Source organism: Thioclava sp. F36-7, assembly GCF_002020075.1.
Classification (GTDB): domain Bacteria; phylum Pseudomonadota; class Alphaproteobacteria; order Rhodobacterales; family Rhodobacteraceae; genus Thioclava; species Thioclava sediminum.
Genome location: NZ_MPZR01000002.1, coordinates 176,495 through 198,013, shown reverse-complemented (window position 1 = coordinate 198,013; position 21,519 = coordinate 176,495). Strand labels below are relative to the sequence as shown.

Annotated in this window: 20 protein-coding genes and 1 tRNA gene; 8 read left to right on the top strand and 13 right to left on the bottom strand. The window is 64.0% G+C overall.

Annotated elements, in window-relative coordinates; all coding sequences use genetic code 11:
- Nucleotides 1-22: 22 nt before the first annotated feature.
- Nucleotides 23-1,345, bottom strand: a complete 1,323-nt coding sequence (gene miaB, locus BMI89_RS03850) for a tRNA (N6-isopentenyl adenosine(37)-C2)-methylthiotransferase MiaB (protein ID WP_078569903.1) — start codon at nt 1,343-1,345, stop codon at nt 23-25.
- A gap of 151 nt (nt 1,346-1,496) precedes the next feature.
- Here miaB and BMI89_RS03845 point away from each other — a divergent pair, with 151 nt between their 5' ends.
- The 3 genes from BMI89_RS03845 (at nt 1,497) to BMI89_RS03840 (ending at nt 2,870) form a co-directional block, all read left to right on the top strand.
- Nucleotides 1,497-2,381 (top strand): hypothetical protein, encoded by an 885-nt coding sequence (locus BMI89_RS03845; protein ID WP_078569902.1) that lies wholly within the window; start codon nt 1,497-1,499, stop codon nt 2,379-2,381.
- Between the two features lie 175 nt (nt 2,382-2,556).
- Nucleotides 2,557-2,724 (top strand): hypothetical protein, encoded by a 168-nt coding sequence (locus BMI89_RS20810; protein WP_158522126.1) that lies wholly within the window; start codon nt 2,557-2,559, stop codon nt 2,722-2,724.
- Nucleotides 2,721-2,870 carry a hemin uptake protein HemP gene (locus BMI89_RS03840; RefSeq protein WP_075774069.1) on the top strand — a complete coding sequence of 50 codons (150 nt, stop codon included), beginning with the start codon at nt 2,721-2,723 and terminating at the stop codon, nt 2,868-2,870. The genes BMI89_RS20810 and BMI89_RS03840 overlap by 4 nt, the downstream gene beginning before the upstream one ends.
- A 106-nt stretch (nt 2,871-2,976) precedes the next feature.
- Here BMI89_RS03840 and BMI89_RS03835 read toward each other — a convergent pair.
- Nucleotides 2,977-3,050: transfer RNA gene (locus tag BMI89_RS03835), tRNA-Gly, on the bottom strand.
- 36 nt (nt 3,051-3,086) lie between these two features.
- Nucleotides 3,087-3,755 (bottom strand): SOS response-associated peptidase, encoded by a 669-nt coding sequence (locus tag BMI89_RS03830; protein WP_078569901.1) that lies wholly within the window; start codon nt 3,753-3,755, stop codon nt 3,087-3,089.
- Between the two features lie 79 nt (nt 3,756-3,834).
- On the opposite strand from BMI89_RS03830, the gene BMI89_RS03825 reads away from it, so the two are divergent.
- From BMI89_RS03825 to arsC, 3 genes are read left to right on the top strand one after another with little or no spacing between them, the layout of a single operon-like run.
- Entirely contained in the window at nt 3,835-4,173 is a 339-nt protein-coding gene (locus tag BMI89_RS03825) for a DUF952 domain-containing protein (RefSeq protein WP_078569900.1), read from the top strand.
- Between the two features lie 5 nt (nt 4,174-4,178).
- Nucleotides 4,179-5,231, top strand: coding sequence for a quinone-dependent dihydroorotate dehydrogenase (locus BMI89_RS03820; RefSeq protein ID WP_078570166.1), 1,053 nt, complete (start codon nt 4,179-4,181; stop codon nt 5,229-5,231).
- Nucleotides 5,222-5,551, top strand: coding sequence for an arsenate reductase (glutaredoxin) (gene arsC / locus BMI89_RS03815; protein ID WP_078569899.1), 330 nt, complete (start codon nt 5,222-5,224; stop codon nt 5,549-5,551). The genes BMI89_RS03820 and arsC overlap by 10 nt, the downstream gene beginning before the upstream one ends.
- Nucleotides 5,552-5,734: 183 nt before the next feature.
- Here arsC and BMI89_RS03810 read toward each other — a convergent pair whose 3' ends face one another.
- From BMI89_RS03810 to acs, 8 genes are all read right to left on the bottom strand, one after another.
- On the bottom strand, nt 5,735-7,831 hold the full coding sequence (locus BMI89_RS03810; RefSeq protein WP_078569898.1) for an exonuclease domain-containing protein: 2,097 nt from the start codon (nt 7,829-7,831) through the stop codon (nt 5,735-5,737).
- Nucleotides 7,831-8,220, bottom strand: a complete 390-nt coding sequence (locus BMI89_RS03805) for a response regulator (RefSeq protein ID WP_078522624.1) — start codon at nt 8,218-8,220, stop codon at nt 7,831-7,833. The genes BMI89_RS03810 and BMI89_RS03805 overlap by 1 nt, the downstream gene beginning before the upstream one ends.
- Before the next feature lie 4 nt (nt 8,221-8,224).
- Nucleotides 8,225-8,761, bottom strand: coding sequence for a hypothetical protein (locus tag BMI89_RS03800; protein ID WP_078548720.1), 537 nt, complete (start codon nt 8,759-8,761; stop codon nt 8,225-8,227).
- A 9-nt stretch (nt 8,762-8,770) separates the two neighbouring features.
- Nucleotides 8,771-10,600 (bottom strand): DUF294 nucleotidyltransferase-like domain-containing protein, encoded by a 1,830-nt coding sequence (locus BMI89_RS03795; RefSeq protein WP_078569897.1) that lies wholly within the window; start codon nt 10,598-10,600, stop codon nt 8,771-8,773.
- 93 nt (nt 10,601-10,693) lie between these two features.
- The gene (locus BMI89_RS03790; protein WP_078542129.1) at nt 10,694-12,433 is read right to left on the bottom strand and encodes a sodium:solute symporter family protein; all 1,740 of its coding nucleotides are present in this window, start codon (nt 12,431-12,433) and stop codon (nt 10,694-10,696) included.
- 21 nt (nt 12,434-12,454) lie between these two features.
- Complete coding sequence (locus tag BMI89_RS03785) at nt 12,455-12,712, bottom strand: DUF4212 domain-containing protein (protein WP_075774060.1); 258 nt, start codon at nt 12,710-12,712, stop codon at nt 12,455-12,457.
- Between the two features lie 63 nt (nt 12,713-12,775).
- Entirely contained in the window at nt 12,776-13,471 is a 696-nt protein-coding gene (locus BMI89_RS03780; RefSeq protein WP_078522620.1) for an adenylate kinase, read from the bottom strand.
- A complete protein-coding gene (acs, locus tag BMI89_RS03775; protein WP_078569896.1) occupies nt 13,468-15,435 on the bottom strand; it encodes an acetate--CoA ligase in 1,968 nt (655 codons plus the stop codon). Before acs ends, BMI89_RS03780 begins: the two co-directional genes overlap by 4 nt.
- Before the next feature lie 318 nt (nt 15,436-15,753).
- Between acs and BMI89_RS03770 the strand changes: the two genes are divergently transcribed.
- A complete protein-coding gene (locus BMI89_RS03770; RefSeq protein ID WP_348638847.1) occupies nt 15,754-16,356 on the top strand; it encodes a pyridoxamine 5'-phosphate oxidase family protein in 603 nt (200 codons plus the stop codon).
- An 84-nt stretch (nt 16,357-16,440) separates the two neighbouring features.
- Here the strand turns inward: BMI89_RS03770 and BMI89_RS03765 are convergent, their stop codons facing one another.
- Nucleotides 16,441-18,732: a glycosyl hydrolase family 28-related protein gene (locus BMI89_RS03765; RefSeq protein WP_078569894.1), complete on the bottom strand. Its 2,292-nt coding sequence runs from the start codon at nt 18,730-18,732 to the stop codon at nt 16,441-16,443.
- A gap of 253 nt (nt 18,733-18,985) precedes the next feature.
- On the opposite strand from BMI89_RS03765, the gene BMI89_RS03760 reads away from it, so the two are divergent.
- Nucleotides 18,986-19,840 (top strand): CHAD domain-containing protein, encoded by an 855-nt coding sequence (locus BMI89_RS03760; RefSeq protein WP_078569893.1) that lies wholly within the window; start codon nt 18,986-18,988, stop codon nt 19,838-19,840.
- Here BMI89_RS03760 and BMI89_RS03755 read toward each other — a convergent pair.
- On the bottom strand, nt 19,837-21,483 hold the full coding sequence (locus tag BMI89_RS03755) for a lysine--tRNA ligase (RefSeq protein ID WP_078569892.1): 1,647 nt from the start codon (nt 21,481-21,483) through the stop codon (nt 19,837-19,839). The two genes, BMI89_RS03760 and BMI89_RS03755, sit on opposite strands and share 4 nt — an antisense overlap.
- Between the last annotated feature and the right edge of the window lie 36 nt (nt 21,484-21,519).

Below are 21,519 nucleotides of genomic sequence, written 5' to 3'. Positions count from 1 at the left end.
ATGACGTCAATGCGATGAGAACTCAGATCAACTCGCCCGCCAGCGAATTCGGCGCCGTGCCGGTGATCCGCACCTTCGCCAGAACGCCGGGGCCAAGCCCCTCGCCCGAAACATGGACCGCCTGCAGGTAATCGGATTTGCCGACCCACTGGCCGTCCAGACGACCGGGCTTCTCAAAAAGCACGTTCACTTCGCGCCCGATCATGCTCTCCTGACAGGCCCGCTGTTGCGAGGTCAGAAGCGCCTGAAGCTCTTGCAGCCGCGCATCGGCGACCTCGGCCGGCACCGCGCCCTTCGCGCCCGCCGCGGGCGTGCCCGGGCGCGGCGAGTATTTGAACGAATAGGCCATGCCGTAATTGACCTCGCGGATCAGCGCCATCGTGTCCTCGAAATCCTGATCGGTCTCGCCGGGGAAGCCCACGATGAAATCGCCCGAGATCACGATGTCGGGGCGCGCGGCGCGGATACGCTCGATCAGGCGGATATAGCTCTCCGCCGTATGCTTGCGGTTCATCGCCTTGAGGATCTTGTCCGAGCCCGATTGCACCGGCAGATGCAGATAGGGCATCAGCTTCGGCTCGTCGCCATGGGCCGCGATCAGATCGTCTTCCATGTCGTTCGGGTGCGAGGTGGTGTAGCGGATACGCTCCAGCCCATCGATCTTGGCGAGCGACCGGGCCAGCCGCGCGAGCGACCAGTCACCGCCCTCACCCTCGCCGTGATAGGCGTTGACGTTCTGACCCAGCAGCGTGATCTCGCGCACGCCTTTCTCCACCAGCGCCTGCGCCTCACGCAGGATCTTGTCCGCCGGGCGTGAAACCTCCGCCCCGCGCGTATAGGGCACCACGCAGAAGGCGCAGAACTTGTCGCAGCCCTCCTGCACCGTCAGGAACGCGGTCGGGCGCGCCTGCACGGGCCGCGCGGGCAGATGGTCGAACTTGTCTTCCAGCGGAAACTCGGTCTCGACGGGGCGCGCGCCATTATCGGTCCGCGCGACCAGTTCGGGCAGCTTGTGATAGCTTTGCGAGCCGACGACCAGATCCACCAGATCCGAGCGCCGCAGGATCTCGTCGCCCTCGGCCTGCGCGACACAGCCCGCGACACCGATCTTCAGGTCGGGCTTGGCCTCCTTGAACGGACGCAGGCGCCCCAGATCGGAATAGACCTTCTCGGCCGCCTTCTCGCGGATATGGCAGGTGTTGAGCAGCACCATATCCGCCGCGCCCACATCGTCGGTCAGCTCATAGCCCTTGGCGCCCATGGCCTCGGCCATGCGCTCGCTGTCATAGACGTTCATCTGACAGCCATAGGTTTTGATATGCAGCTTTTTCGGAGCGTCGCTCATGCCAATCCTCGCGCGTCTTTCCAGCGGGCCTGATACAGCCAAATCACCCTTTCCCGCAAGGTCGCGCATGGCGTGGGCCGTAAAGGCTTGATTTCATGCGGGCCTTCCCCGATCCTGCGCCCGAAGACCCCGCGAAAGGGCTGCATCGGGCATGAAATATTCCTCGCTGATCGATTTTCTCACCCGCCAGAGCGCGGCGCTGTCCAAAGGCCCGGTCGGCGTGATCCTAGCCGAGGACGGGGTCGAGCTGGAGAGCACGATCCGCCACCATGTCGACCTCGGGTTTCCGGTGCTGCTGGTTCTGGGCCATGCCGCGATGGACCTGCCCGATGATCTCGGCGCCGACAGCCCGACGAAAATCTACCGCATCGATTTCGAGCTGAACCGTCGCGACGCAGCCCCCCTTGCGATCAACCCGATCATCGCCGCTGCGCCCGCCGGAACCTGGCTCTATTACTGCTTCAACGCGGAATACCTGTTCTTCCCCTTCTGCGAGAGCCGCTCGATCGGTGAGGTTCTAAGCTTTCATACCGAAGAGCGCCGCGCCTCGATGCTGAGCTATGTGATCGACCTCTATACCGGCGATCTGGAGGCGCATCCGAACGGCGTCGATACCGAGAACGCAATGTTCGACAAGGCGGGCTATTACGCGCTGGCCCGGCTCGATCCCGAGAACCACGACCATCCGAAAGAGCGGCAGCTGGATTTCTACGGCGGGCTGCGCTGGCGCTTCGAGGAGCATGTCCCCGCCCAGCGCCGCAAGATCGACCGGATCGCCCTGTTCCGCGCCAAGTCCGGCCTGAGGCTGCGCCCCGACCACACGTTCAACGACGAGGAATACAACACCTATTCCTGCCCGTGGCACCATAACCTGACCTGCGCCACCGCCTCGTTCCGGGTCGCGAAAGCGCTGAAGTTCAATCCCGGGTCGACCTATGACGTGCACAGTTTCACCTGGGTCAATTCCGAACGCTTCAACTGGTCGAGCCAGCAACTCATGGATCTGGGCCTCATCGAACCCGGCCAGTGGTTCTGATCCGCCCTTCCAACTGATCCCGGATGGTTCCCGAATTATGTCTGCGCGGGCGCAGAGTGACCTGTGCAATTCCTTAGTAAAAGAATCGCCTTTACAATTCCGATCATTTCACTCAGGTTATTCCCATCAGCCAGTCGATCCCCGACGAGCCGCTTTCGCGAGATGGAGACCGGAGATGAAACGCCCCTCTTCCCCCGGCCCCCGATACCGGGCCGACACGCATGTTGATATCGATCCGCCGCTGAGCCTGCGCGACATCGTCGAGGCGCTGTGCAGTGGCTTCCCCCCGGGCCAGAGCGCGCTCGAAGCGACGCTCGACCGGATCGAGGGAGGCCGCAGATGAGCATCAATGAAAGCTTCGCCAACGCCCTGCCCGTCCATGACGCAGAGGTGCTGACCGGCAAGGGCAACCTCGCCCATATCGTGCTGGACGGTCAGGTCTATACGCTGCGCATCACCAAGGCGGGCAAGCTGATCCTGACCAAATGAGCGCAACACTGCGCCACCCACAGATCCCGAACGTCCGAAACCGCCCGATCGTCCCTCGGGCGGTTTTTCTGTGTCAAAGACGCCTATCGCAGTGATCCGGGGGAGATGGAGCGGGTGATGGGAATCGAACCCACGTCTTCAGCTTGGAAGGCTGCGGCTCTACCATTGAGCTACACCCGCGCTCTGGCCTCTCCTTAGCGGTCCACGCCGCGCCGTTCAAGCGCGATCCGCAAGAGGTTCGCGCAAACCCGGCCCCGAGGCGCGGTTCGAATTGACCTCCTGCCCCACGCGCCACGCCTGCAGGATGCCCTCGGGCCTCGGCTGCATCAGGGTCGCCGCGCCATGGCCTTCCTCGCCCAGCCATTTTGCCCAATCGGCTTGCTCGAGAACCAGCGGCTCGCGGTGATGGATCGGGGCGAGGGTCGGCCCCGCCGGCAAGGTCACGATGGCGCAGGTGGTCAGCAACTCGCCGCCCTTCTCCCAGTCCTGCCAGAGCCCGCCGAACACCATCGGCGCACCGTCCTTGCGCGAGACATAGAAAGGCAGCTTCGCCTCCCCCTCGCGATGCCATTCGTAAAACCCGTCCGCCGGGATCAGGCAGCGCCGCGACCGGATCGCTTCTCGGAAGGCAGGTTTCTCCGCCACGGTCTCGGACCGCGCATTGATCAGCAAAGGCCCGTCCGTCGGCGTCTTGTACCAATGCGGGATGAAACCCCAGCGCATCGCCCGCAACTGCCGCTGACCCTCGCCGGAGACGCAGACCGGCAGGCTCTGGGTCGGGCAGATATTGAACCGCTCGCCATCTGGCACGTCATTGCCCGGCACCGCCTTGAACAGACGCGCCATCGCATCGACGGGAAGAGTGTTGGCCATACGTCCGCACATGGCACAAAGCTATGCCCCCACGCGTCCTGCGCAAGCCCCACGCTTGACCGGACGGCGCGTTTTCGGGCAAGGGAAAGCCATGTTGATTTACAAAATCCTCCGCCGCCCCGAATGGGATGCATTTCGCGAAGCCGGGCACACACTCGGCGCGCCGGTCGACCTCGCGGACGGCTATATCCATTTCTCCACCGCCGATCAGGTCGTCGAAACGGCTGCGAAACATTTCGCGGGCGAATCCGATCTGGTGCTTGTCGCCTTCGACTCCTCCGCGATGGGTGCCGATCTGAAATGGGAACCCTCGCGCCGCGATCAGCTCTTCCCGCATCTCTACCGCCCGCTGAATCTCAGCGAAGTCGTCTGGGACCACGCCCTGCCCCTCGGCGCTGCGGGCCATATCTTCCCGAAGGAAATGTCGTGACCACTCTGATCGAGCGCGCGGGCCTCGCGGTTTTTCACAAGATCGACCCGGAAAAGGCGCATGGGCTGTCGCTGCGCGCATTGCGGATGGGGCTCGCGCCCCTGCCCGGCCCGATCACCTCGCCCCGGCTGAAGACCGATCTGGCGGGGATGTCGCTGCTGAACCCGGTGGGCCTCGCCGCAGGCTTCGACAAGAACGCCGAGGCCGTGCCGCAACTGATGCGCGCAGGCTTCGGCTTCATCGAAGTCGGCGCCGCGACGCCCCGCCCGCAGGAAGGCAACCTGCCGCCCCGCCTCTGGCGTCTGCCCGCCGACCGCGCCGCGATCAATCGTTTCGGCTTCAACAATCAGGGCATGGAGCCGATCACCGAGCGGCTGGCAAAGCGTCCGCAGGGCATTCCGGTGGGGCTCAATCTCGGGGCTAACAAGGATGCCGCCGACCGCGCGCAGGATTTCGCGACCGTGCTGGCCCATGCCGGGCCGCATCTCGATTTCGCGACGGTTAACGTCTCCTCGCCCAACACCGAGAAGCTGCGCGACCTGCAGGGCAAAGCCGCGCTGTCGGCGCTGCTGGCTGGCGTGATCGAGACCCGCGACTCCCTAGCGCGGCGCATCCCCGTCTTCCTGAAAATCGCCCCCGATCTGAGCGCCGAGGAACTGGCCGAAATCGCCGAGGTCGCGCTGGAAAGCGGGATCGACGGGATCATCGCCACCAATACGACGCTTTCGCGCGAGGGGCTGACCTCGCCGAACCCCTCCGATCAGGGCGGCCTCTCCGGCGCGCCTTTGTTCGAGAAATCGACCCGCGTTCTGGCGCAGCTTTCGCAACATACCGCGGGCGCGCTGCCGCTGATCGGCGTAGGCGGCGTGGGCTCTGCCGAGCAGGCCTACGAGAAAATCCGCGCAGGCGCCTCCGCCGTACAACTCTATACCGCGATGGTCTTCGCGGGCCTCTCGCTCGCCGCCGATATCGCGCGCGGCCTCGACGCGCTTCTGGAACGCGACGGCTTCGCCAGCCTTTCCGAGGCAACCGGCACCGGGAGGGACAAATGGCTGTAACGATCTGGCACAATCCGCGCTGCTCGAAATCGCGCGAGACGCTGAAACTGCTTGAAGCGCGCGGGATCACTCCGCAGGTCCGCGACTACCAGAAAGCGCCGCCGACCATGGCCGAACTGCAGGACGCGCTGATGAAACTAGGCCAGCCCGCCGCCGCGATGATCCGCTGGAAGGACACCGACCTACCGAAAGACGCCGATGAGAATGAAATCCTCTCGGCGCTGAGCGCCAATCCGAAGCTGATCGAACGCCCGCTCGTGCTGACGGACACGGCGGCCCGCATCGGTCGACCTCCGGAGACGGTTCTCGAAATTCTCTGAAATCAGGGGCGCTGCCCCTCTGCGGCTCCGCCGAATTCACCCCGGGATATTTCAATCAAGGAGAAGCAAAACAGCCGCTTCGCCTTGGCCAAAATATCCCGGGGGAATCTCCGGAGGAGATGGGGGCAGAGCCCCCTCTCCCTAAAGTCTTGTCGCCCTACGGCGACGGGGGGGCAGCGCCCCCTACCCGTTCAGATCCTTGATCAGCCGCCCGTGTTTGCGTAGCTCGGCCACCAATTCGCCGAAGGTCCGCAAGCCCCGCGCCTGCAGCGCCGGGAGCATCTTCAGGAAGGCATCCGCCGTCGCGACCGTATCGCCGATCGCGGTGTGGCGCGCTTCCTCGGGGATGGTGATGCCGAGGCGATGGGTCAGCGCGTCGAGCGTGTGGCTCTCGGATTGCCCGAACACCACCGCCGACAGCAGCACCGTGTCGAGGATCGGGTGATCGAACCGTTCGCCGATCGCCACCTCCTTGCGATGCAGGAATTCCATGTCGAAGGGCGCGTTATGCGCGATCAGCACCGCCCCCTCGGCAAAGCGGTGGAAATCGCGACCCACCTTGGCAATGTCGGGCGCCCCTTCGACCATCGCGTTCGAGATGCCGTGCACCTCGGTCGAGCCGGGCGGGATCGGGCGCTTGGGATCGACGAGCGTGTCGAACACCTCGGTATCGATCCGCCGCCCGTTAACGATACGCACGGCGGCGATCTGCACGATCTCGTCGCCCTCGGTGGGCAGCAGCCCCGTGGTCTCGGTGTCGAAGACGACATAAGTCAGATCGGTCAGCGGCGTGTCGGCGATTTCGGCCACGCGCTCGCGCGCGAGCAGGTCGAAATCATAGACCACCGCGCGCGGCACCGGCTTCGGGCGCTTGGTGACATGGCGCGCCTCGCGCAGCGGGATGCAGAGCCGCGCACGCGTGTCGCCCAGCTTCTCGGGCCAGATTTCGGCGGCATGGGTGGTCAGCACGCGATGCCCGGTGACGTCCTCCAGCCCGACATCGAGCGGCTGATCGAGCCAACGCTCCAGCTCGGAGATCGGGACCGGCGCGCCTTCCCATTCCAGCGCGATCAGTGCACCGGGGCCGTCCTCGGTGATCTCCAGCCGGAAATCGCGCCGGTCGGTTAGGCGGCGCACCAGCCCCGCCAGCAGGGCCACCATCTCGAAGCCCTCGCAGCGTAGCATCAGCCCCGCGGTGACCGGCAGGATCGCCCCGCCCTCGGCGGTCACCCGCGCGGCCACCGCCTGCCCCAGATCGGAGGCGCGGATCATCGCGAGCGGCCACCAATCGGCGCGGTTCGCCTCGTGGCGCTCGAAGAATTCGTGGATCGCGGCGGAGAGGTGATGCGCCTCGGAATTGGCGGCCTCACGGACGCGGTCGCGCTCGGGGCCCGGCGCGGGGCCGTCATCGGCGGTCAGCACACCGATCAGCGATTGTAGGGCTGCGGCAGGGCGGCGGATGCGGTCGAACAGCTCGTCCATCAACTGCTCGCGCTGCGCATGAGAGGCCATATCGCCCGAGACATCGCGCAGCGTCAGCACATAGCCCGGGCGCGCGCTCAGATGGTGATCCTCGCCCTCTGACAGGAGCCGCATCCGGGCGGCGAGCACCCGGCCCTCCGCCTTCGTCGAACAGAGCAGGTCGGAGGCGGCGTCGGGATCTTCCGTCGCCAGAAGCCGGTCATAGGCATGGGCGATGGGTGGCTGGTTGAGATAGTCGAAGACGCGCCGATCCAGCCCCGGCGCATGGGCCGAACCCAAGAGCTCCACCGCCTGCCCATTATAGAAGGCCAGCTGATGATCGGCGGTGCAGAGCAGCACACCCACCGGCACATCCGACAAGAGCGCCTCGAGCCGCTCCTTCTCCTGCGCGAGCCGCGTTGTCTCGCGCTGCACGGCTTCGGTCAGGGCGTTACGGGTTTCCGACAAGTGACGCGTGACCGAGGCCGCGGCGGGGGCCAGATCGCCCAGATAACGCGCGATATCGGCATCCATCTCGCCCTCGATTTCGGCCGTGGTGCGGGCGCGCAGCATCCCCGAGAGCCGCTCGATCGGCTTGGCCACGTTCTCGTCGAACAGAAACCAGATCCAGGCGATCAGCCCGAGGATCACGAAGCCCGCAACCGCGCCGCCGATCACCATCGCATTCAGAAGCTCAGGGTCGCCAAGCCGGGTGAAGCCGAACCACAATCCCGCCACCAGCGCCACCAGATTGCCGAGCGCCAAGGCGGCGAAGAACAGAAACACCCGGGTGCGCAGGGAAAGCCGGGTGAGATCCATCAGGCCGTCTCCCCGTCGAGGATGCGGTGGACCTCCTCGCGCAATTCGCGCAGCTCGAAGGGTTTGGCGATGAAACCGTCTGCACCGAGCGCGAGGCCCTTGCGGCGCTCCATCGCGGAGCCGCGGGCGGTCATCATCAGGATCTTCACATCGCCGAGGCCCTTGTCGGCGCGCACGCCCTCGCAGATCTCGTAGCCCGAGACCTCGGGCAGCATCACGTCAAGGAGCACCAGATCGGGGCGGGTCTCGCGGATTTTCTCCAGCGCGCCGCGCCCGGTATCGATCCGGTCATGCTCGAACCCCTCGCGGCTCATCAGATAGTCGAGCGCGATGGCGATATTGTCCTCATCCTCCACGATCAGGACGCGATGTTTCCTCCCCCCCGGCATGGTCTCATCCTCCTGCGCATACCGCTTTCAGCCCCGGGTCGTCGGGCGTGAGTTTCAGCCAGCCGCCGCCCGACAGCTCTCCGTCTTTCGTCAGCGTGGCCCCGTTCACCAGATCGGCGCGGCTGTCGGTCTTGCAGTCATAGACCGTCGGCACCGTCTGCAAATTCTGCCAGCGCCCGATCAGCAGCAGATCGGTCTCGGCCAGCTCCGGCTTGCCCGCCACCGGATGCTCCACCTTGCCCGCATCGACCGCCATGAAGCGAGTGACCATCGGCACCAGATAGGTCCAGGGCCGCCAGCCGACGCTTTCGTCGATCTTCTGCAGCACCACGACCGTGTCGGGCATGTCCGCGCGCATCTTGGGATACCACGAATATTCGCTCCAGACCGTGTAGCCGATAAGCGCCGCCCCGACCGCTGCGGGCATCACCCATTTCGGCAGCTTCTCGCCGCGGAACTTCTTGCTCAGATGAGAGAGCAGGAAGACCACGAGAGCGGCAAGCGCGCCGGCAGCAAGGGTCGAGATGTAATCGTTCGTCATAAGCTCTCCTCAGCTCATCGCGCCTTTGCCATGTCCGGCGGCCGATTGCATGGTGCGCACCACGACGAACGCATCCCGCAAGTGGGAGCGTTCGAAATCGGACAGGTCCGACGGTGCGAGATAATTGTCAGGTTTGCGCCCCGAACGGGCCAAATGCGCCTGGTTCTCCAGCCGCATCGACGCGATCAGGTCATAGGCCTCGACCAGATCGCGCGCGCCGGAATGGCTCAGCACGCCGGCATGTTCGGCCTCGATCAGACGGGCGCGGGTGTTCACTTCGGGCAGGCGCCCCTGAAGCGCATAGACGCGGGCCAGATCGGTCACCGGGACCACGCCGTTATGCTTCATGTCGATATGGTTGCGATGCTCGCCCGAGCGGATCGTGGCGAAGCCCCGGATCAGGCCGAGCGGCGGATGATGCTTGAGGCTGTTGGCGATCATATGGGCCACGAAGATCGAGTTCTTCGACGCCTTCGCCAGCGTCTCTTCCTGCAACTGCTGGAACAGCCCCGCCCCGTTGCCGCCGATCGCGCGCAGATCGAACATCACCGAGGCGAGCATCTGCGCCTCGGGGTTGGGCTTGGCGATCCAGCCGCGGAAATAGTCGCGCCAGACGCGGACCGGCTGACACCAGCGCGGGTTCGTCGCCATCATGTCGCCCGGGCAATAGACGTAGCCGCAGGCATCCAGCCCGTCCGAGACGATCTTCGCGAGCTGGCGGAAATATTCCATATCCGCCTCGGTCACGGCGTCGTCGAGGATCAGGCAATTGTCCTGATCGGACACCCCGGTCTGCTCCTGCCGCCCCTGCGAGCCGCAGGCCAGCCACAGATAGGGCACCGGCGGCGGCCCCAGCGCCTCCTCGGCCATCTTCAGCAGGCGGCGCGTGACCGCATCGGCGATATCGGTGATCAGCCGGGTGATGACCTCATGCGCGTGATGCCCGCCCACGAGCTGCACCAGAAGCTGCGGGATGCGCGCGGTGACGGCGGCCATCTCCGGCACGGTCTCGGCGCCCGCCACATCGCGGATCAGCACGGCCGAGCTGACCGCCTGAAAGCGGGTCAGATCGGTCTGGGTGATCATGCCCACGAAGCGCCCGCGATCGGTGATCGGCAGGTGGCCGACGCGCTTTTCCAGCATGACATGCAGAAGGTCCGTGCCCAGCCCCTCGGGGGTCAGCGTCACCGGATCGGGGGTCATCACCTCGCCCACGAGCGTATCGGGCGCGCGGCCTTCGGCCAGAACCTTGTTCGACAGATCGCGGACCGTGACGATGCCAACGAGCCCGCCCTCGGGATCGGTCACGCCGAGCGAGGAAATATGCGCATCGCGCATCTGCCGCGCAGCCTCGGTCACGGTGGTCTCGGGCGCGCAGCCCATCGGCTCCTGCGCCAGAAGATCGGCGATCTTCATCGTCGCGATCGAATTGGTGCGGGTCTCGCCACCGCGCACCCGGTTGAAGAAGCGCGCGAAGGCGGGGGCGTTTTGCGACAGCTCGCGGAACTCTTCGACCGGCAGCTCCAGCAGCACGGTCTCGGCGGTGGTGCGCGCGGTGGTCGCGGCCAGCCCGTCGCGCATCAGCCCGCGCTCGCCAAAGGTGTTGCGTGCGCCGAGGATCGAGACCAGCGCCCCGTTCTGATCGGTCACTTCGACCGCTCCGCGCTTGATCAGGTAGATGCCCTTGAGCGGCTCGCGGTAGGAATAGACGGTCTCGCCCGCGGGCAATTCTCTGCGGCGGAAGGAACTGGCGACGTGCTCCAGCTCGTTGCGCGACAGATTGTCGTAAGGGTGGACGCCTTCGAGAAATGCGAGGATCGGGGTCAGATCGGCGGCCATGATCTTTTCCTTTGGGTGGTGGCGGCGCCCCGAGGGGCGCCTGCCGAAGCTTCAGAGGTCGGGACGAGGCGAACCCCGTCCCGCGCCGCTGTCTTAGTGGTCGACTGCCGCACCGGCGCCTTTCGGCACGCGGATCGACTCGACGAGCTCCTGGATATCTTCCGGGGTCTCCTTGGTCGCGTTCGACACGACATAGGCCACGATGAAGTTCAAGACCGCGCCGATCACCCCGAAGGAGGTCGACTTGATCGAGAGGATCATCGGGTTCGCATCCGTGAACGTGTTGGTGTCCGGGATGAAGAACCAGCCCTTGTGCAGGAAGATGTAGATCAGCGTGGTCGCGAGACCCGTGAGCATACCTGCAACCGCACCGGTGTTGTTGATGCGCTTAGTGAAGATGCCCATCATCAGTGCCGGGAAGATCGACGACGCTGCCAGACCGAAGGCCAGAGCCACCGTCTGTGCCGCGAAGCCGGGCGGGTTCAGACCCAGATAGGTCGCCACGACGATCGCCACGGCCATCGAGATACGGGCGGCCAGAAGCTCGCCTTTTTCCGAGATGCCCGGATTGATCTGCGACTTGATCAGGTCGTGCGAGACCGCCGACGAGATCGCCATCAGAAGACCAGCCGCCGTCGACAGAGCCGCAGCCAGACCACCGGCCGCCACCAGCGCGATCACCCAACCCGGCAGGTTGGCGATCTCGGGGTTGGCGAGCGTGATGATGTCGCGGTTCACGGTCAGTTCGTTTGCGTCGCTCGCATTGTACTCGATGCGGCCGTCGCCGTTCTTGTCGTCGAAGGACAGAAGACCGGTCTGGGCCCAGTTACGCACCCAAGCGAGGTTCTGGTCGTTCTCGATCGCGGTCATTTCCACGGCCGGCTCGGTCACGCCATTCGGGTAGAAGGTCGAAACGAGGTTCAGACGCGCCATTGCACCCACAGCCGGAGCGGTCAGGTAGAGAAGCGCGATGAACACCAGCGCCCAACCCGCCGAGGAACGCGCGTCGGCGACCTTCGGAACGGTGAAGAAGCGCACGATGACGTGGGGCAGACCGGCGGTACCGATCATCAGCGTCATGGTGAACAGGAACATGTTCAGCGTGGTGTCATGCTGGCCGGTGTAGGACGCGAAGCCCAGAGCCTCGACGGTGTCGTTCAGCGTCGACAGGATCGGCGCGCCGGTGTTGACGTCGTTCGAGAACAGGCCAAGACCCGGGATCGGGTTGCCGGTCAGCTGCAGCGAGATGAAGATCGCCGGGATGGTGTAGGCGATGATCAGCACGACGTACTGAGCCACCTGCGTGTAGGTGATGCCCTTCATGCCGCCCAGAACCGCGTAGAGGAACACGATCGCCGCGCCGATGAACAGGCCGGTGGTGTTGTCCACTTCGAGGAAGCGCGAGAACGCAACGCCCACGCCGGTCATCTGACCGATAACGTAGGTGATCGACGCAACGATAAGGCAGATAACGGCCACGGTGCGCGCGGTTTGCGAATAGAAACGGTCGCCGATGAACTCCGGCACGGTGAACTTGCCGAACTTGCGCAGATAGGGCGCAAGCAGCATGGCCAGAAGCACGTAGCCACCGGTCCAACCCATCAGATAGGTCGAGGTGTCATAGCCGCCGAAGGCGATGAGGCCAGCCATCGAGATGAACGACGCGGCCGACATCCAGTCAGCGCCCGTAGCCATACCGTTGACGACCGGGTGAACGCCGCGACCCGCGGCGTAGAATTCCGACGTGGAACCCGCACGGGCCCAGATCGCGATGCCGATGTAGAGCACGAAAGTCGCGCCGACCACCAGCAGGTTGAGGGTAAACTGATCCATGTCCCTCTCTCCTCCCTGAGATTATTCTTCGACGCCGTGCTCGCGGTCCAGTTTGTTCATCCGCCACGCATAGGTGAAGATGAGCACCAGGAACACGAGGATCGAACCTTGCTGGGCGAACCAGAAGCCAAGATCAGTGCCACCAATTTTGATGCCTGCCAGCATCGGGCGCAGCAGGATGCCGAAGCCGAAGGACACGATGAACCAGATCACCAGAGAAATCTGGATGGTCCGGATATTCGCCTTCCAATAGGCGTTGGACGAGGATTTGTCCGCCATGAGACTAACTCCCTTTAGTTTCTCTCCAGACGGGCCCCTCATGGGCCCGCCCCTCCCCAAAATTCAGGCCGAGACGCGCTTTACGATCGACCCAAGGCCCGAGGCGATCTCGTCGATGGAGCCCATCGCGTCGATTTCCTCGAGAACACCGAGCGCCTTGTAATGGGCGATCAGCGGTGCCGTTTGCGCGTGGTAGGCCTCCAGCCTCGCGCGCGCCGTCTCGGCATTGTCGTCGGCCCGGCGTTTGAATTCCGTGCCGCCGCATTTGTCGCAAACACCCGCAACTTCGGGCTGTTTGAACTCGTCGTGATAGCCTTCGCCGCATTTGGCGCAGGTGTAGCGGCCGGCGACGCGGGCGATCATCGCCTCGTCATCGACCTCCAGACTGATCGCTGCGGTCACCGACTGGCCATTCTCCTCCAGAAGACCGTCGAGCGCCGCAGCCTGACCGGCGGTGCGCGGGAACCCGTCGAGGATCACCCCTTTCGCAACATCCGGTTCAGCCATGCGATCTTGCAGGATCGCCAGAACGATCTCGTCCGAGACGAGACCGCCCTCCTCCATCACCGCTTTCGCGGCGAGACCGGCCTCGGTGCCCTGAGACACCGCGGCCCGCAGAAGATCGCCCGTCGAGAGCTGCACGAGGCCGAAGGTCTCTTCGAGCATCCGCGCCTGCGTGCCCTTGCCCGCACCCGGAGGGCCGAGAAGGATCAGAACGGCAGGCTTGGTCTGCGTCATGGTCGTGCTATCCGACATCATTTGTTCCCGCGATTTTCAATCAGATCATCGACGACCGACGGATCGGCCAGCGTCGAGGTGTCACCAAGGCTGCCGAAATCGTTCTCGGCGATCTTGCGCAGGATGCGGCGCATGATCTTGCCCGAACGGGTCTTCGGCAGGCCCGGCGCCCATTGGATGATATCGGGCTTGGCGATCGGACCGATCTCGGTGCGGACCCACTTCTCGAGCTCCTTGCGCAGCTCGTCGGAGGGTTCGACATCGTTCATCAGCGTGACATAGGCGTAGATGCCCTGCCCCTTCAGCTCGTGCGGGTAGCCGACCACGGCAGCCTCTGCCACGGCCTGATGCGCGACCAGCGCGGATTCGACTTCCGCCGTGCCCATGCGGTGACCCGAGACGTTGATCACGTCATCGACGCGGCCGGTGATCCAGTAGTACCCGTCGCTGTCGCGGCGGCAGCCGTCACCGGTGAAGTAATAGCCCTTGTACTGGCTGAAATAGGTCTCCTGGAAACGCTCGTGGTCGCCCCAGATGGTGCGCATCTGGCCCGGCCAGCTGTCCGAGATGCACAGCACGCCTTCGGTCTCGGTCTCGTCCTGCTTCACCGCTGTCTGCGGGTCGAGCACGACCGGCTTCACGCCGAAGAACGGACGGGTCGCCGAGCCGGGCTTCGTGGGCGTCGCCCCCGGAAGCGGGGTCAGCATGTGGCCGCCGGTCTCGGTCTGCCAGAACGTGTCGACGATCGGGCATTTGCCCTTTCCGACGTACTTGTCGTACCAGGCCCAGGCTTCGGGGTTGATCGGCTCACCGACCGAACCCAGCACCTTGAGATCGGACAGATCGTATTTCTCGACCCATTCCGGCCCTTGGCCCATCAGCGAGCGGATCGCGGTGGGCGCGGTGTAGAACTGGTTGACCTTGTGCTTTTCGCACACGGCCCAGAAGCGACCCGCATCCGGATAGGTCGGCACGCCTTCGAACATGATCGTGGTCGCGCCATTCGCGAGCGGCCCGTAGACGATGTAGCTGTGGCCGGTGACCCAGCCAACATCGGCGGTGCACCAGAACACGTCGCCATCGTGGTAGTCGAACGTGTATTGCATCGTCATCGCCGCATAGACGAGATAGCCGCCGGTCGTATGCACGACGCCCTTCGGCTTGCCGGTCGAGCCCGAAGTGTAAAGGATGAACAGCGGATCTTCCGCATTCATCGGACGCGGCGGACATTCGGGCGAGACGTTCTCCATCATCGCCTTCACGTCGACATCGCGACCGTCGATCCACGAGGTCTGGTCGCCGGTGTGCTTCACGACGAGGCAGCGCACCTTGTCCGAGCAATGCAGCAGCGCCGCGTCGGCATTCGCCTTGAGCGGCGTGCGACGGCCACCGCGCGGGGCGGTGTCGGCGGTGATGACGACCTTGGCGCCCGAGTCGTTGACACGGTTGGCCAGCGCGTCGGGCGAGAAGCCCGCGAAGACGATCGAGTGGATCGCGCCGATACGCGCACAGGCGAGCATCGCGTAAGCCGCTTCCGGGATCATCGGCAGATAGATCACGACGCGGTCGCCGCGCATCACGCCCTGGCTCGAAAGCACGTTGGCGAAGCGGTTCACCTTCTCGGACAGCTCCTTATAGGTGATGTGCTGCGCCGGGGTTTCCGGATCGTCGGGCTCGAAGATGATCGCGGTCTGGTCGCCACGCGTGGCGAGGTGACGGTCGATACAGTTCACGCTGGCGTTCAGCACGCCGTCCTCGAACCATTTGATATCGACATGGCCGAAGGTGAAATCGGTGTTCTTCACCTTGGTATACGGCGTGATCCAGTCGAGGCGCTTGCCCTCGCGGCCCCAGAACTTCTCCGGATCGGTGATCGATTCCTGATACATCTCGCGATATTTCGCGGCGTCGGCATGGGCGTTCTCGAAGCCCGGCGGGACCTCTTTGACCTCTGGAACCTGAGTCACCTTGTCTTGTGCAGTCATGAGCTTCCTCCCAGCAATTTCGCATTGCGGCACGGCGTGTCCGCATGTCGCCCGCGTGATAGTGCAGGCCCTCTACCCCGCGCCACTGTAACTCAAAGGTTAAGATTCATGTAACCCCCTTTATACGCTACATATTTCTGTAAATTTTTTGACACCGATTGCGCTAACGCTGTAAATGCACGGAAATGAGGCAGAAAATAGGCGAGCCAATTCAAGTGCTTGCCTGTAGCGTTTCCGCTCGGACCCGACTGAATTTGAAAATCGACCGCACGGTTAAAATCATGCCGCGGCTGCGACGAGACGAATCGGACGCTCAGAATGATTCGGCTCGCGACCTGCCGTAACGGCATCCTGTGGATAACTTCGACGATTGTCGCCCGCAGGCCCGCGCCCTACCATCGCGCCGCCTTGAAGGAGCCTCCCATGCCGCAGCAGACGCCGCCGATCAGTCCGATCCGCCCAACCGACTCCGAGGCCCGCGCCTTGGCGCAAACCCTGATCCGCGAAGCCCGGTTCGGCGCGCTTGGCACGCTCGACCCGGATACGGGCGCGCCGGTCGTGACACGCGTCGCCCTCGGCCCCGGCCCGCAAGGGGAGCTGTTAACCTTCGTTTCCAGCCTCGCAGCGCACACGACAGCCCTGCTCCGGGACCGTCGGGCCGGGTTGCTGCTGGGCGAGCCTGGCGCAAAAGGCGACCCCCTCACCCATCCCCGCCTCTCGCTGCAGCTCGATGCGCATGCCATCCACCGCGACGCCCCCGCCTTCCCGGCGATGCGAGACCGCTGGCTCTCCGATCATCCGAAATCGAAGCTCTATATCGACCTGCCCGATTTCTTCTTCTTCGATCTCCGCGCGACCTCGGCGGCTCTCAACGGCGGCTTCGGCCGCGCCTTTCGTCTGACGCCCGCAGACCTGACATAAAAACAGCGCGCAGGACTTTCGCCCTACGCGCCGCCTTGCCGATCCGCCCGCCCCGGCCCGGATCGGCCCCGCCCTTGCATCCCGTCAGATCGGGTTGTCCATCCGCAGCGTGACCTGCAGCCGCCCCTTCGCCGCCTCCGGCCAGTTCACCGCAATCTGGTTCTTGGCCGCGCCCTGCTCCACCGCGACATAGGGCATCGCCTCGATCCGCGCCCCCGCGCTGTCGCGCACCATGCCCTCGGCGATCAGACTCTGCACATTGCGCGCCCACCCCCCGAAGGGCAGGTATTCGCTCGCATCCACCGTCCAGACCGATTGCGCCGTGGACTGGTTCGCCTCGACCATCACCGGGTTCTGCGAGATGTCATTGATCGCGTTGAACATATTCGCCTCGAAGACCACGTTGCGCACCCGCGAGCGGTCGATATCCGCGAAGCTCGTGTCGATCTTCTCGATCCGGTCGACACTGCCGTTGAGCGACTTGAACACGTTGTTCGTCACGCTCAGCCCTTGGATGAAATGCCCCGGCCCATAGGGCTTGATCGAGAGCCACGTGAACCACGGCGCGACGTTGATGCACACGCAGGTATTGCCCGTCACCGTCAGCCCGCCAAAGCTGTATTCACTCGCGAAATCCGGTTCGGCGTCATGCTCATTCGTCCATTCGATCATCGAGTTGTCGATGTAATTGCCGGTCACCGCCGACTGCACATTGGTCTGGGTGAAAACCAGTCCCGCCACGCGCACGCCATTGCTTTCCTCATCGCCCTGAAACCAGTGATTGCCGACGATCAGGTGCCCCGAGCCATTCAGCACGAAACTCGTCCCGAAACGCACGAAGCGCGAGTCGCGGATCTTGCTGTCATTGGCATTGACGTTGAGCACCATCGACTTTCGATCCTGCGCGGGCACCAGCATCTCGTCCGACAGGAACTGACAGCCATCGATCAGCAGATCCTGACACCCCCGCCCGATCGAGGTGATCGCGCGATCCTTGGGCCGCACCACATAGCTGTCGCGGATCTGGAACATCTGCCCATCCGGCGCCAGCATGATGCAGCTCGCCGCGCCATTGCAGAGGAATTCCACATTGGCGATGTTGAACCGGTCGAGCTTCTCCATCCCCGAGAAATCCAGCACATATTGGTGGCGCGTAAACGTGTAGGTCCGCGTACCCGACCCGCCATAAAGCGGCTGCGAAAGATACAGGGTCTGCGCGCCGATATTCTTCGACTTCACATAGACCTCGCGCCCGACTCCAGTGCCGGTGATCCGCGCGCCCACCGGGATGTTCGCGATATTGGCGACCGAAGTCAGCTGCATCGACTGGCTCACCGAATAGCTCGCCAGCGACGTCACCACCTCATCGTCCCAGGCAGAGCCCGCGATCACGTTGATCTGCCCGTTCTGCAGAACCCGGCGGTTGGAAAAGCTCGTAAGGTCCGGCGCGATCTCCTCGATGCGGATCGGCTCGGTCACCTCGACGCGGCGCCCTTTCAGGTCCAGCACGTTGTGATCCGTATAGCCGAACAGCGCCTGTAGCGCCTTCTTGAACCCCGCCGACTCATCGCCGAACGCCGCCGCATAGGTCGGAAAGTCGAAGGACGACATCAGCGCCAGTTTCGCTGCGACCGGCATCACCAGCGTGCCCACGAACTCGACCGGCGACGAGATCGAAATCGTGCGGCCCAGGTAATACACCCCCTCCGAGACGAAAACCTTGCGCCCGTTCGCCGCCTGATCGGCCGCGTTGAACGCCGCGACATTGTCGGTCGTCCCGTCGCCCACCGCGCCGTAATCGCGCACATCCACCCAGCCCATCAGGTCACGCAGGAAAGCCTCGGTCACATCCTCGATCTCGATATCGTCGATGCGCACCACGCCGCCATTCGCGCCGGTCAGGTCCAGCCCGAAATACCCGTAGACCGCATCCAGCCCCCACGGCATATCGACACCGTCGCGCGAGCCGGTCCCGACGATCGCCGAGACCTCGACCACCGCGCCATAGCTTTGCAGCGCGACCGTCGGGCCGACCTCGACCACGCCGCTCACATGGGCACCCGATCCCGTCACCGCATAGCCCGCGACGCGCACCCCCGGCAGGTTGCCGCTCACCGCCTTCACCCGCGCCCGGATGCGCAGATAGGTGCCCGGCAGGATCGGCGTGTCGCCCATGTAGCGCAGTTTCTGCACTGTCTGGGTCTTGAGCATCTCCAGACAACCGCCGAAATCCGCATCCGCTGGAACCAGCACGGCATTGCCCGTGCTCTCATAGGTCGTGGAGCCCGGCGTGCCATCCTCGCTCGACCATTGATCCAGCCCTTCGGCGAATGCGGGCGGGGTCAGCACCAGCCCTTCGGTAATCGCGACGTTCATCTGCAATCCTCTTGTCCATGTTCCCACCCGCGCGCCCCTTGCCATGCCAATTGCGCGCCGGGACCGACCGAAAGCGCCCGCGCTTCGGCCCGAACAGAGCTAGAAGGAAAGGTTAAAGAAGACCTGAGAGGGCCGTTCGCAGCCTCCGGTCACGGCCTGCGCTCCCGCTGCCCCTCCCGCTTCGCAGGTGACAGCGTCATGCGCCTGACATATCCTCGCGCCACATCGGGTGAGCAGCCAAGAGGAGCCGCAGATGGTTTACGCCATATCCCCCGACGACAAGACCCCGACGAAAGCCCTGCGCCGCATCGCGCGCAGCGAGCTTGGGACAGCCGTTAAACTGGCCGACAAGCCCGACCCGTCGGTTCACTCCCTTCGCAAAGCGATCAAGAAGACCCGCGGCCTGATCCGCCTCTTCGCGCCGCATTTCTCCGATTTCCACAAGGAGAACGACGCCTTGGTCGAAGCCGCCCGCGGCATTTCCAGCCTGCGCGACGACGAGGTGATGCGCGCCTCGCTTATCCGGCTCGGGCGCGAGGGGCCTGATCTCGACGGTGCGTCTGCCGCCCGCGCCATGCTCGACGCGCTGCCCGCGACCCCGCCCCCAAAGGAAGGCGACATCTCGACATTCGCGAAACGCGTCACGGAAATCCGCAAACGCGCAAAGGATTGGGAGGTCACCGAAAAGGGTTGGCCTGCCTATGAGGCCGGATTGCACGCAACGTTGAAAGATTGCCGAAAGCGTCTGAAAACCGCGCAGAAATCTAGGGCTGGCTTAGACCTGCACCATTGGCGGACGCGGGTGAAGCAGCACTGGTATCACACGCGACTGCTCGCCCCGATCTGGCCCGAGATGCTGCATCCCCGTGAAGACGCGCTCGACACTTTGGGAGAATTGATCGGCGACCATCACGATCTGCATGTGCTCGAGACGAAGGTGCCTCAGCATCTCGACCCCGAAAGGGCCGAGGCTTTGCTTGCACTGATCCGCGCCGAATCCGCCCGACTGGAGGCCGAAGCCTTCACCCTCGGCGCCAGGATATTCGCCGAGCCCCCCGAGCCGCTTTGCGACCGCTGGGGGGCTTGGTTCGATCTCTGGAAAGCTTAGTCGACCAGTTCGCCCGCCAGCGCCCGCTCGATCAGGGCAACCGTTTCATCGACACCATAAAGCGCGATGAATCCGCCGAAACGCGGCCCTTGGCTCTGGCCCAGCAGCACCTCGTAGAGCGCCTTGAACCAGTCGCGCAGGTTCGCGAACTCGTGGTTCTTACCGACCGCGAAAACGACCGACTGCAGGAACTCGTCGCTGTGGAAATCGGCCTCCGGCAGTGGCTCTTCATTGCCTGCCGCCGCGTTCTTGCGCGCGATCTGATCGAGCGCCGCCTCTTCCGATTTCAGCGCCTTGGCCAGATCTTCCAGCGCGGCACGTTCGGACGCGTCGGGCGCGCGGAAGACCAGCGTGGGTTTCACGAAATCCTCGAAATACTTCAGCGCGAAGCCTGCCGCCTGATCGAGATCGGGATTGCCTTCCGGGCTCGCCTCGGGCGCGTAGCGCTTGATGAAGCCCCACAGCCCTTCCTTCTCGGTCGCGCCCGCGACGCTCGCGAGGTTCAACAGCATCGCGAAAGGCACCACCATCCGGCTCTCGGGCGGGTTGCCGCCGTGGATGTGCCAGACCGGGTTGTTCACCTGCTGCTCGATCGGCTGATCGGGATAGGCGCGCAGCTGCTGGTGATATTCGTCCACCGCCTTCGGGATCACGTCGAAATGCATCCGCTTCGCGGTCTTCGGCTTGAGATACATGAAGTAGCTCAAGGATTCCGTCGCCGCATAGGTCAGCCACTCGTCGATCGACAGGCCATTGCCCTTCGACTTCGAAATCTTCTCGCCATTCGCGTCGAGGAACAGCTCGTAGGTGAAATGCTCCGGCGCACGCCCACCGAGCACGCGGCAGATGCCGTCATAGATCGGCGTGTTGGTCGAGTGGTCCTTGCCATACATCTCGAAATCGACGCCGAGCGCGGCCCAACGCATCCCGAAATCGGGTTTCCACTGCAGCTTCACATTGCCGCCCGTGACCGGCAGCGTCCATTCGCGCCCGTCCTCGTCGTCGAAGGTCACGGTGCCGTCGCGCGCATTGACCTCCTTCATCGGGACATAGAGCACGCGGCCCGTCTCGGGATGGATCGGCAGGAAGCACGAATAGGTCTGCTGACGCTCTTCGCGCAGCGACTTCAGCATGATTTCCATGATCTGATCGTATTCGTAAGCCGATTTGATCAGCATCTCGTCGAACCGACCCGACTTGTAGTAATCGGTCGCGCTCGCGAATTCATACTCGAACCCGAACGTATCGAGGAAACGGCGCAGCATCGCGTTGTTGTGGTTGCCGAAGCTGTCGAACTCGCCGAACGGATCGGGCACCGAGGTCAGCGGCTTCTGCTCATGCTGACGCAGCATGTCCTGATTGGGCACGTTGCTCGGCACTTTCCGCATCCCGTCCATATCGTCCGAGAAGCACAAAAGCTTCGTCGGGATATCCGAGATCAGCTCGAAAGCGCGACGGATCATCGTCGTGCGCGCAACTTCGCCAAACGTGCCGATATGCGGCAGACCCGAGGGACCGTAGCCCGTCTCGAACAGGACGTAACCCTTTTCCGGGTCCCGTTTCTCGTAACGCTTGAGCACCCGGCGAGCTTCCTCGAAGGGCCAGGCCTTGGATTTCATCGCAGCGTCACGCAAGCTCGTCATTGCATACCTCATGAAGGCGCCCCGTGCGCCCAGTCG

What these genes read in the sequence shown, in the direction of transcription:
- BMI89_RS03810 (WP_078569898.1), bottom strand. Translation starts at nt 7,831, where the DNA reads ATGGATCTCACCCGGCTTTCCCTGCGCACCCGGGTGTTTCTGTTCTTC.
- arsC (WP_078569899.1), top strand. Translation starts at nt 5,222, where the DNA reads ATGGCTGTAACGATCTGGCACAATCCGCGCTGCTCGAAATCGCGCGAG.
- BMI89_RS20810 (WP_158522126.1), top strand. Translation starts at nt 2,557, where the DNA reads ATGAAACGCCCCTCTTCCCCCGGCCCCCGATACCGGGCCGACACGCAT.
- BMI89_RS03755 (WP_078569892.1), bottom strand. Translation starts at nt 21,483, where the DNA reads ATGACGAGCTTGCGTGACGCTGCGATGAAATCCAAGGCCTGGCCCTTC.
- BMI89_RS03780 (WP_078522620.1), bottom strand. Translation starts at nt 13,471, where the DNA reads ATGATGTCGGATAGCACGACCATGACGCAGACCAAGCCTGCCGTTCTG.
- acs (WP_078569896.1), bottom strand. Translation starts at nt 15,435, where the DNA reads ATGACTGCACAAGACAAGGTGACTCAGGTTCCAGAGGTCAAAGAGGTC.
- BMI89_RS03790 (WP_078542129.1), bottom strand. Translation starts at nt 12,433, where the DNA reads ATGGATCAGTTTACCCTCAACCTGCTGGTGGTCGGCGCGACTTTCGTG.
- BMI89_RS03795 (WP_078569897.1), bottom strand. Translation starts at nt 10,600, where the DNA reads ATGGCCGCCGATCTGACCCCGATCCTCGCATTTCTCGAAGGCGTCCAC.
- BMI89_RS03840 (WP_075774069.1), top strand. Translation starts at nt 2,721, where the DNA reads ATGAGCATCAATGAAAGCTTCGCCAACGCCCTGCCCGTCCATGACGCA.
- BMI89_RS03765 (WP_078569894.1), bottom strand. Translation starts at nt 18,732, where the DNA reads ATGAACGTCGCGATTACCGAAGGGCTGGTGCTGACCCCGCCCGCATTC.
- BMI89_RS03845 (WP_078569902.1), top strand. Translation starts at nt 1,497, where the DNA reads ATGAAATATTCCTCGCTGATCGATTTTCTCACCCGCCAGAGCGCGGCG.
- BMI89_RS03800 (WP_078548720.1), bottom strand. Translation starts at nt 8,761, where the DNA reads ATGACGAACGATTACATCTCGACCCTTGCTGCCGGCGCGCTTGCCGCT.
- BMI89_RS03830 (WP_078569901.1), bottom strand. Translation starts at nt 3,755, where the DNA reads ATGTGCGGACGTATGGCCAACACTCTTCCCGTCGATGCGATGGCGCGT.
- BMI89_RS03785 (WP_075774060.1), bottom strand. Translation starts at nt 12,712, where the DNA reads ATGGCGGACAAATCCTCGTCCAACGCCTATTGGAAGGCGAATATCCGG.
- BMI89_RS03825 (WP_078569900.1), top strand. Translation starts at nt 3,835, where the DNA reads ATGTTGATTTACAAAATCCTCCGCCGCCCCGAATGGGATGCATTTCGC.
- BMI89_RS03805 (WP_078522624.1), bottom strand. Translation starts at nt 8,220, where the DNA reads ATGCCGGGGGGGAGGAAACATCGCGTCCTGATCGTGGAGGATGAGGAC.
- BMI89_RS03770 (WP_348638847.1), top strand. Translation starts at nt 15,754, where the DNA reads ATGATTCGGCTCGCGACCTGCCGTAACGGCATCCTGTGGATAACTTCG.
- miaB (WP_078569903.1), bottom strand. Translation starts at nt 1,345, where the DNA reads ATGAGCGACGCTCCGAAAAAGCTGCATATCAAAACCTATGGCTGTCAG.
- BMI89_RS03760 (WP_078569893.1), top strand. Translation starts at nt 18,986, where the DNA reads ATGGTTTACGCCATATCCCCCGACGACAAGACCCCGACGAAAGCCCTG.